Source organism: Labrenzia sp. THAF35 (assembly GCF_009363595.1).
Taxonomy (GTDB): Bacteria; Pseudomonadota; Alphaproteobacteria; order Rhizobiales; family Stappiaceae; genus Roseibium; species Roseibium algicola.
In genome coordinates, this window is sequence record NZ_CP045382.1 from 144,080 (window position 1) to 152,967 (window position 8,888).

Sequence of the window (8,888 nt, forward strand, 5' to 3'; positions counted from 1 at the left end):
GCACGAGTGCCTATGATCTCAGTCTAGCAGCTCTGATTCTAGAATCACTCGCAGCGCAACGCAAGTTCTGTCTCGCAGCCGAGCACGATTTCTTGCGTCTTCCAGCTTGTCTCGCATCTGAAAATTCAGTGCTCGGTCGCGTTTATGCGCTTCCGGCAAAGGAGGACTTATGTCTTCGACTCAGCAGATTGCGAGTTTTCGCAAGGTGTCTGCCGGGATTCTTGCGAGCGCGCATCTGGCGTCCCAGGAAGACCGGCCGAAGGTCACCAAAAAGGAAATCTCCCTGGTTCTGAAACGCGTTGCGCCGGCGCTTGGTATCGATGGCACGGCTTATCATGTCCTGGATATTCTCTTGGGTCTTGTGCAGCCCGACGATTTCCAGGCCGGAAAGCGGCCGGTAGTGGCGATCTCAAATCAGCGTCTTGCCGAATACACTCGGCGCACCACGCGCACTGTCACGCGCTGCCTGAAGAAACTCGTCGAAGCCGGAGTGCTTGCCTATCGGGACAGTCCGACCGGGCGACGCTATGTCTATCGCGGTTCAGAAGGGGCTCTGGAGCAGGCCTACGGTCTGGACTTTAGCCCTGCGTGCTTCAATCTGGAGGCCTTCAAGGTTCAGGCGGATGCATTCCAGCGCCGTATCAAGGCCGAGCAGGAAGCCAGGCGGGCTGTTACACGGTTTTCACGGGCGATCGCCGACATGGCCGAACTGGAGCCCGTAGAATTTCACGGGTTTGCTGCCCGAGCCCAGGCGATTGTGATCCGGGACGAATTGAATGTGGCGGAGAAGGCGGCACTTCTGGAATCGCTCTATGCGCAGGTCCTGGCTCTCCATGAAGCACATTCGTTGAAAAATAAGGATAAAATGTCATGCGCGGGTGACATTGATGTCAGCCCCTTATTTATTACAACCCCAACCGACTCTCTTGGAAGTAATTCTCAGCCGACTTGCTCTAACGAGCAATACACTAAATTTCCTTCTGACAACGGCTTCGCCGTTGATATGGCTCTTGAAAAAGAGCCTTGCGGCGGGCGCACGGAAACACAACGGCCGAAATCACAAGTGGGAAGGGGAGGCGGAGGCAAGTTTCCCGAAACCAACCTGGATGGTGTTTCCATAGGGCTCATTCAGTCGGCATGTTCATCGGTACAGGCAGAATTGGGGGTCGGTCTGAGCAGTTGGCCGGCTCTTTGTGGAGCTGCTGAGCAGTTGCGCATGCTGATCGGCCTCAGTCCGTCCGGATATCAGCTCGCTGTCGAGCGGCAAGGCAGATATCTGGCCGCGGCCTGCCTTGCGGTTGTCGCCGAAAAGGCGCTGCGGGATCCGGAGCACATTGCCTCGCCCGGCGGATATTTCCGCGCTATGATCGACAGGGCTGGGGAGGGCAAACTCCACCTCCACAAATCCCTGCATGGGCTGGTGTGAGACCATGGTGAGGTCTGGGCGGGCAATTTGCGCCAGAGTTCCGATTTGGGACTCAAACTGCTTCGAGCAAACCAGTCCGCTTTGCCCGGTCGATGAGGTTCTTGACGGAAGACGGCGACCATTTTGTCCCACCGCGGGGCGTTCGCTCGTGCAGCCGCTCGAGCTGACCGGCAATCTCTCGCAATGTCAGCTCCGGGTTCGACGAGTGGATGCCGGCGACCAGGGTCATCAATCGGTCTTCCGGCGGGCGTGGAGGCGATTTCCTCAGCAATTCCTTGTCCGCCATTCCCTCGGAAACCATCCACTTCACCGCGCGCCGCAGCCGCTCGGGCGTCCAGTCGTGCCCGCGGCTTTTCAGAAACCGTGCGATATCGTCCCAGGTGTGATCCGGACGCATGCGCCGGACAATAGGAAGCCATTGACTGGCAGTCGCCTGAATGCGTGCGCCATAGGCTGCCTTTTGAGCGGCCGTCATCTTGGCCAGCGCTTCAGGCCTGCGCTCTCGAATTCCTGGATTGCCGGGCAACTTCCCCTTGGCCTTTGCAGCCTTGATGCCGGCCTTGGTGCGCTCGGAGATCAAGGCGCGTTCAAGCTGAGCAACAGCACCCAGAACCTGAAGGGAAAACATGCCCTGCGGGGTCGATGTGTCGATCGGGTCGCTGAGTGAGCGGAAATGCGCTCCCTTTGCATTGAGTTCGTCGATAACTTCCAACAGATGGGCCACCGAACGGGCGAGGCGATCAAGTCGGACAACGACCAATGTTTCACCTGTACCTATCTCCCGAACCAGTCTGGCAAGGGCAGGGCGAGCGCGTGAAGCGCCGGAGCCGTATTCCTCCACAATTGTCTCGCAGCCGGCAGATCGCAGTTCCAGCTGCTGTGCTTCTGTCGCCTGCTCGTCCGTGGAGACGCGCGCATAGCCGATAAGCCGTCCCTCAGGCCGACGAGAAGTGCGATTGAGCGCCGATTTGGCCATTTGGGACGCCTGAGAGCCGTGTTGAGAGTGGTTTTCCAAATAAAGAAGATATGGATAACCGATCGTTTGTAAACGTCTCCTGAGTGCCTTTTCCACGACCCGAACCGTCAAAACCCCAGGAAAACCGGACCCTCTCGTCGACCTGAGCGCGGATTGCCGGGCATTTGTTCAATTCAGAAGGCCTCAGACTGCATATCGGCGAACGCGAGTTTACGGGGCAGTCTATGACGGAAGTTAAATTCGTGGTAGCTTCCTCATAAATGCGTAAGACATGAAAAAACAATGCCTTATGAAATTGGAAAGTTGAGCCTCGAGGCTCTCTTGAAGCCGATATCGGCGGCTGAAGATGCACTCGCACGGCTTGATGAGCGTGTTGCCCGATCTGAGGTCGGACAAGGCTTTGCAGAGCGGGCTGATTTCTTCGAGGCCGTCTCCAACATGTGGGTGGCCGGCGAACTTGTCCATCTGGAAGACTTGGTTCTGCACGACGCCAAGATGGACGTTCGCGCACCAAGCCACGAGCTTGTCATTGCGCACCGGATCGTCCGGGCGAGACGACGGGCGATGAGAAACAATCCGGGTTGGGCGATCTCGCGGGCTGGGATCATTGCCTTTGCGGGGATTGCCGAACAGGAGGATGAACTTCCCAGAAAACGTCAGAGGAGAGGGGAGGGGAGGGATCTCGAAACGGACGAGCACGATGCGCTTCCTCCGGAATTGGCAGAGTTCGACGAGGTGCTTGCGGAAACCAGCTGGCTGGTGGAAGCCGTTCCCCCCGGATCTACCAGAACCCGGCAACCAGACCTCATTGTGGGCGAGTTGGTCATCAGGGATCCTGATTGGGACGAATCTGAACGGATCTCTGAATGGCTCGAGTTGGTCAGAAAGGTTGAAGCGCTTCCGGCGACCCTGGCCGCGGCGGTTCTTTGGGACGCATGGGATCAGCTCGAACCGCTTCAGCGGCAGCACTGGCTTGGGCAGGTCCTTGTTTCGGATTTCCTCAGATCACGCGAAAAGGTCCGGTCACACCTTCTGGCCTTTTCAGTGGGTCTGCGAGAGATGCCGCGTGAGCGGCGACGTGCTCGGGACCGGACAACCAGGCTGATCGCCTTTCTCGATGCAATGAGAGCGGCTGCTGTCGCTGGGATGAAGGATATTGATCGGCTGACGCTCGCGAAGCGTCAACTTGAGCGGCGCGTTGTTGGCAGGAGATCAAACAGCAGCCTGCCGGCTGCGATCGAGCTCATACTTTCACGGCCGATCGTATCGGCGCACATGATCGCGAAAGCTGCGAAAGTCACGCCGCGCGGAGCATTGAACCTTGTCGGAGAGCTCGGTGTGCGCGAGATGACGGGGAGGGGGCGGTATCGTGCATGGGGTATCTTCTAGCCGCTAGTCTCGGGGCTGTCCCCGGGAACGTTGTCGCTCATGCCGCAGAAGGTGAACGTACACGATCAGTTCGGACATTCTTCGGGACACCCGATAGTCGAGTGTCTTGTCCTTTAGGCGGGCCTTCAAGGCCGACAATGAGGAAGTTCTCGCCTCGCGTTGGGAAGCCCAAAGCAGCACGTCAGTTGCTTGAAGTCCGGCGTTGTCTTTTGAAGACGGCATTTCGAATTGGGCCAGATCGTAGTCGGCAAGCGAAATCTCCGGGAAGCTGCCGTCAAGCGAATCCTGCCAGATGATATTTCCGAAGTGCCGGTATGTCTCTGCGAGCGCCGTTCGAAATTCGTCTTGCTGGTCATGGATAAGCCTCTCGGGCAGGCTATTGTGCTTGGCTGCGAATTCATGGATTGCCTAAAACAACTGGGTGAAGGCAACGACATTTGGAGAACTGGCCTGATATCCCTTCTTCTTTTGAGTGTGTGACAGCGTGAACTCAGCCGGTTTCTGCCTGGCAAATCCAAACGCTTCCCTAATTACGTGCCGGATGGCCGTTGCGCACTCGGCCATCCGAAGCCCTTTGTCGATATAGTCAAGACAGCGAGTTATGCCATCGAAGTCGTCGCTCAAGTAGGAAGACCAGAACAGTTCCGCCGCGTCTCTGGACATTGCATCGTCAATTGTCAGGCAAAGCACATGACGATTCAGTTCGTCCCAATACCATTCGCCCGGAACGGCCTTGTTTTCACCCGCATCGAAGATGACGTCCACGAACTTGGTCGGAGCCATATACGGCTTGTGTATTTCGGTGAGGTTGAACGTCCACGGTCCGGACTGATCAAGGGCGTCTATAATTGCCTGTCCTACCATGGCCACTTCGGTTTCGGGCCATTCATGCGCATGAATCCGATCAACACTCTTTTCCTCGAGAATAGGGGCCAGGACCATTGCTATCGATGGCGCTATGTCGCCCACCGACAAGACGGCACCGAGGCGAAAATACTCGTTTCTATCAAAAATGTTTCGGCCGGAATTTCCGGTCTCATCGGCATACGCAAACACAGCTTTTCCAGTTCAGTCGATTGCCGGCACAAGAAGGGTACCGGTGAACAGAATTATCATAGGCGATCAAACCCGGCCTGCGGTAACGGCGAAAAATCGTGATTGAGGAAACGCCCGTTGACCCAAAGGCCTAGAGCAGCCGGGCTATGACAGCGCGATCAATAGTGGCTTGGCCCTCTTGCTGAAGAAGCGTTTGATCTCAGCGTTGTGATACTTGGCGAGCCATTCGTATTTCAGACGTACGCTGGGAGTGGTGGCATTTGCGCGTGCTTTGGCAATAACCCGACCGTGGTTCAAAGCCCACTCGTGGCACGCCGACTGCCAAGCTTCGGTCCGCATGCGATCCCGATCTTCTCCAACGATGGCGGGTTCAACCGATTCAAGGCAGATACGTAGATAATTAATGAACCAGTGAGTCTGCCCGTTTGGTAGCTTGCGATGCTGCTTGAGCGTCTTCGCAAAGGGCTCAATATCGTCGCTGTAATAGGTGCGATCAGGGTGCTGGGCGAGGTATTTTCGCAGTGCGGGTGTGATCGCGATCATGGGAACACATGCATCGTGCTCAAGTCTGTATGCGTTCACCATCGCTGGGCTGATCAGGGTGTCTTTGCGATGAAACCAGTACCCGAGATCGACTCCCCCACGAAGGAAAATGCCGCGCTGAACGCAATCGCCTTGCGCGATAGCAAAGCTTGTCAGCTCGCTCATCAAGACGTCAAACGTGCCCTGCAATTTGGTCAGATCGGAGCGCAGCGGTACAGATATGGCGACACAATCCGAAAATGCTAGAACCCGCTTGCCCACGATTTTTTGAGACTCGCGGACAAAGTAGTCCGAAGATTTGTGCTCAAATTCGCCCTGAACGAAAACGACATCGTCGTCGAGTTTCCGCAGATCCTCTTCTGTTTCAATCCGCTGCACTCGATCAGAGAATCCGAGAAGGTCGATGAAGGCGAAAAGCCCATTCTTCAGATTCCTGCGGGTGATCTTCCTTCCCATGTGGTTCCACCAGTTTCCGACTTCCCAAACCCTGCCACTTCGACCAAATCGGTACGCGACTAACGACGCAGAGCGATCCTTAGCCGGCGCGCACGATCCTGAAATGCGCGTTCTCCACCCTCGAGAATCTCACAAGCCATCCGTCTGATCTCAGCCTCCTCGAGGCCGCCCGCCTGGTACGCGATCGAAGGTAAGCCGGTGCCATCATGGGTTCCGACCTCGGCGATGATGATCTGGTCCGCGTCGGTGTTGATGACCAGGTTAGCGTTGTGGGTGACCATGATTACCTGGCGCCTGCGTTTTGCAGCCACAAACAAGGGCACGAGCTCATCATAGATGGATTTCGGGTCTAGGTTCTCTTCGGGCTGATCTATAACCAATGGGCAATCTTCGGAGTCATCGAGCGCAAGATACAGGAGCACCAGAACGATCCCCCGCGTGCCCGGTGAGAGCTTCCTCAGGTCAATCCCGTCATACCGAATGCCGTATTCGATAGAGATATGATCCGTGCTGTACAGCCATTGGGCGAACCGCTTCGACCATGGTCGGTAGTTGGCCTGATCCGACTTCTCGACTGGCGCGTTCGCAAGAAGCGTTTCCTGAAACTTGTCGCGAAAGGCCTGCATCGCTTCTGATACCGCGGCCGAGTCACCTCTCGCCCAGGCCGTTCCAAGCATTTCGTTTGCTTAACGTTCAAGAGAGCCAATGCCTTTGAATGGACCCCCACGCAGGTCAAAAAGGTCCTTTTCTCCCCGCTTGGCCCAGGCCGCGACGTTAACGACACGGCTGACCGAGAATGAAAGTTTGGCGAGCGTGCCGCCTGCCTTCTGCAGTTTCACCATCAACGGAGCGTAGAGCTCGTTGAGGACGCGTTCTTCGGCAACCACGGCGTCGAAAACGCGGATATATCCTGCCTCACGTTCCGCCACCAATGAGATCGCCCTGTCTCGCGCACCAATGAAGTCCTTGAGCTTTTCCTCGAGGCTCTGGAGAACGGTGTTTTCGTCTGCGATCCGCTTGCTCACAGCGGCGAGCTTTTTTGCGGTTTCTTTATCTGCAGCGACGATCTTTTCGATCCGCGCAATTTCGGCTTCGAGTGTAGCCAACGGCATCTTCTCGGGATCATCACTTGGACGGAGAAAAGACCCAGACTCGTCGACCGCCACACTCGGGGTCGTGCCGCGCCACCCTTCCATGCTCTTTGCGGCCTGTTTCGCCTTATCCGTCACGACCCCATCAACGTCCCCGGTGTAAGTCAGAAGGAACCGTTTCCAATCAGCGTCCTCTAACTTGGCGCGCTGGTGTTGTTCGCGCATTGAGCGCAGCGTATCTGGGGCCTTGTTCTGCCGCAGATCCTGAACTTCCGCCTTGATGCTGGTGATCGCCGATTGCTGGTTTGCGTAATACCGGATGTGTCCGCGCACCTTGTCCGCGGCATTGATCAGGTCCTGAAGCCTCTCGGCGATTTTGCTCGGGCCCTTCGGCAGTAGATTCTTGCGATCTGTCTGATAGCGGGCGATCAGCTTCTTCTTCTCATCGACCTGCGTTCTGATTGTCGCGACCTGGCGCGACTTATTGAGCTCGACGCCGATCTGCTCTGACAAGTTCGCCAGGGCCTCTTCTTCCCGAGTGCGCGCGTCGCGAAACTCGCATGCGTGCAGCTCTAGCAGTTCCTGAAAGTTTACTGCCCCGTCTCGTTCCAGAGTTGGATGGGCTTCGAAGATCACCCGCTCGATTTCGGCAATCAGCGATGGCATGCCTTCGTTGGAACACAGATGCTCAACGAACTGCTGCGAAAGGTAGCGCGCCCGCGGATATGCGTCTGAGGACCAATTGACCGGAGAATCGAGGCTCCGTGTCATCGGATCGCGGTTTCCCCAGGTAAGAGTGACTTCCGCTCCGCCGAGGTGTTCAGCTGCACGGTCAAGAAATGACGGGCGTTCGGAATTGTGCTCGTAGGAGTCACAACCTGCCGCGATGATGTCGGCTAATGCGGTCTTTCCCGACCCTCGGGCTCCGATGATGGCAACCAAACCGGGATTGAGACCGACGTGCGGAGTTTTCGCCCATGGTGCGTTCGAGATGACGACCTCGTCGATGATCTGTGAGGGCGTGGCCCAAGATGGCGGGTCTGGCGCGACATACGCTCGTTCGGGGTCCAAGTAGGCCTGCCGCAGTGCGTCGAAACTCGGCTCGCCCTTGATCCAACACAATCGGTCTTCCGCCGGTCGAGCCACATGGTCCAAATCATGTGCGTCCGAACCCCAGATGCAGGGTTTGCAGCCACCATATCGATTACGTAGTTCTTCTTCGGTGGCCTTTCCGTGTCCAAGCCAAAAGTCCCTCTGTTTTAGACTACTGGCAAAGATCGCGTGGGCAGCCTTTTCGATCTCTTCGCGGAGAACGGCGTCGGCCGCCTCCCTAACACCGGACGTCCCATCTGCATTTCCCGACACGGCGATGACGATATTCTCGCTCGCCCAGTCCATCCGGTGCGCTTCCATCAGATTATCGAGGGACACCTTGAACTGAGTGCATCCGTGTTGGAGGGCGTCCTCGTCGTCTGTCTTGTTTAGGTCTGCGCGCCGACCCAGCCGGATGAGATCGGTCGGCGTACAAGCGAATTGGTCTCCAAACGCAGAGAATGTGAGCCGGCCCAGGAATCGATTCAGCTCGTCGATATGGTTCGGGTCGTCGGGGCAGACCAGAAGATGGATATTGACGAAATGACCCTTCACCGTGCCGGTATTGAGACGGAGTTCGATGTTGGGAAAAAGGAGGTCGCAGTCTGGGAGTCGACCGCTCTTCTTGTGTTCGAGAACCCGCTCATATGACCGGGTCACGCAGTAGTCGGTAATTCCGATCGCGCGCAAGCATGGCGAGGCGGCCTCGAGTGCCGAGAGATAGTCGTCCCAGCCATTCGCGGGGTACTGATCGTTCAGGACTGTTCCCGGAGCATGAATATGCGGCTCCCATCGATGCCACTCTGATCCTCTCGACACCACGTCCAATGAACGTCCCTCCCATGCATAGTCTGCTTGA

5 protein-coding genes and 1 pseudogene are annotated in these 8,888 nt (G+C 56.7%); 2 read left to right on the top strand and 4 right to left on the bottom strand.

What is annotated here, in order from left to right:
• The first annotated feature begins 169 nt into the window (after positions 1–169).
• A complete protein-coding gene (gene repC, locus FIU93_RS30890) occupies positions 170–1,426 on the top strand; it encodes a plasmid replication protein RepC (protein WP_040450228.1) in 1,257 nt (418 codons plus the stop codon).
• A 52-nt stretch (positions 1,427–1,478) separates the two neighbouring features.
• Here the strand turns inward: repC and FIU93_RS30895 are convergent, their stop codons facing one another.
• Entirely contained in the window at positions 1,479–2,402 is a 924-nt protein-coding gene (locus FIU93_RS30895; protein WP_040450227.1) for a recombinase family protein, read from the bottom strand.
• Between the two features lie 282 nt (positions 2,403–2,684).
• On the opposite strand from FIU93_RS30895, the gene FIU93_RS30900 reads away from it, so the two are divergent.
• Complete coding sequence (locus FIU93_RS30900; protein ID WP_008188260.1) at positions 2,685–3,791, top strand: RHE_PE00001 family protein; 1,107 nt, start codon at positions 2,685–2,687, stop codon at positions 3,789–3,791.
• Between the two features lie 408 nt (positions 3,792–4,199).
• Here the strand turns inward: FIU93_RS30900 and FIU93_RS30905 are convergent, their stop codons facing one another.
• The 3 genes and pseudogenes from FIU93_RS30905 to FIU93_RS30915 form a co-directional block, all read right to left on the bottom strand.
• A complete protein-coding gene (locus tag FIU93_RS30905; RefSeq protein ID WP_040450225.1) occupies positions 4,200–4,847 on the bottom strand; it encodes a hypothetical protein in 648 nt (215 codons plus the stop codon).
• A 144-nt stretch (positions 4,848–4,991) separates the two neighbouring features.
• Positions 4,992–5,846 carry a hypothetical protein gene (locus tag FIU93_RS30910; RefSeq protein WP_040450223.1) on the bottom strand — a complete coding sequence of 285 codons (855 nt, stop codon included), beginning with the start codon at positions 5,844–5,846 and terminating at the stop codon, positions 4,992–4,994.
• 59 nt (positions 5,847–5,905) lie between these two features.
• Positions 5,906–8,851 (bottom strand): annotated as a pseudogene (locus tag FIU93_RS30915) (TrlF family AAA-like ATPase).
• Between the last annotated feature and the right edge of the window lie 37 nt (positions 8,852–8,888).

Excerpts from the sequence above, each read along its gene's own strand:
- repC (WP_040450228.1), top strand. The coding sequence starts at position 170 with ATGTCTTCGACTCAGCAGATTGCGAGTTTTCGCAAGGTGTCTGCCGGG.
- FIU93_RS30895 (WP_040450227.1), bottom strand. The coding sequence starts at position 2,402 with ATGGCCAAATCGGCGCTCAATCGCACTTCTCGTCGGCCTGAGGGACGG.
- FIU93_RS30900 (WP_008188260.1), top strand. The coding sequence starts at position 2,685 with ATGCCTTATGAAATTGGAAAGTTGAGCCTCGAGGCTCTCTTGAAGCCG.
- FIU93_RS30910 (WP_040450223.1), bottom strand. The coding sequence starts at position 5,846 with ATGGGAAGGAAGATCACCCGCAGGAATCTGAAGAATGGGCTTTTCGCC.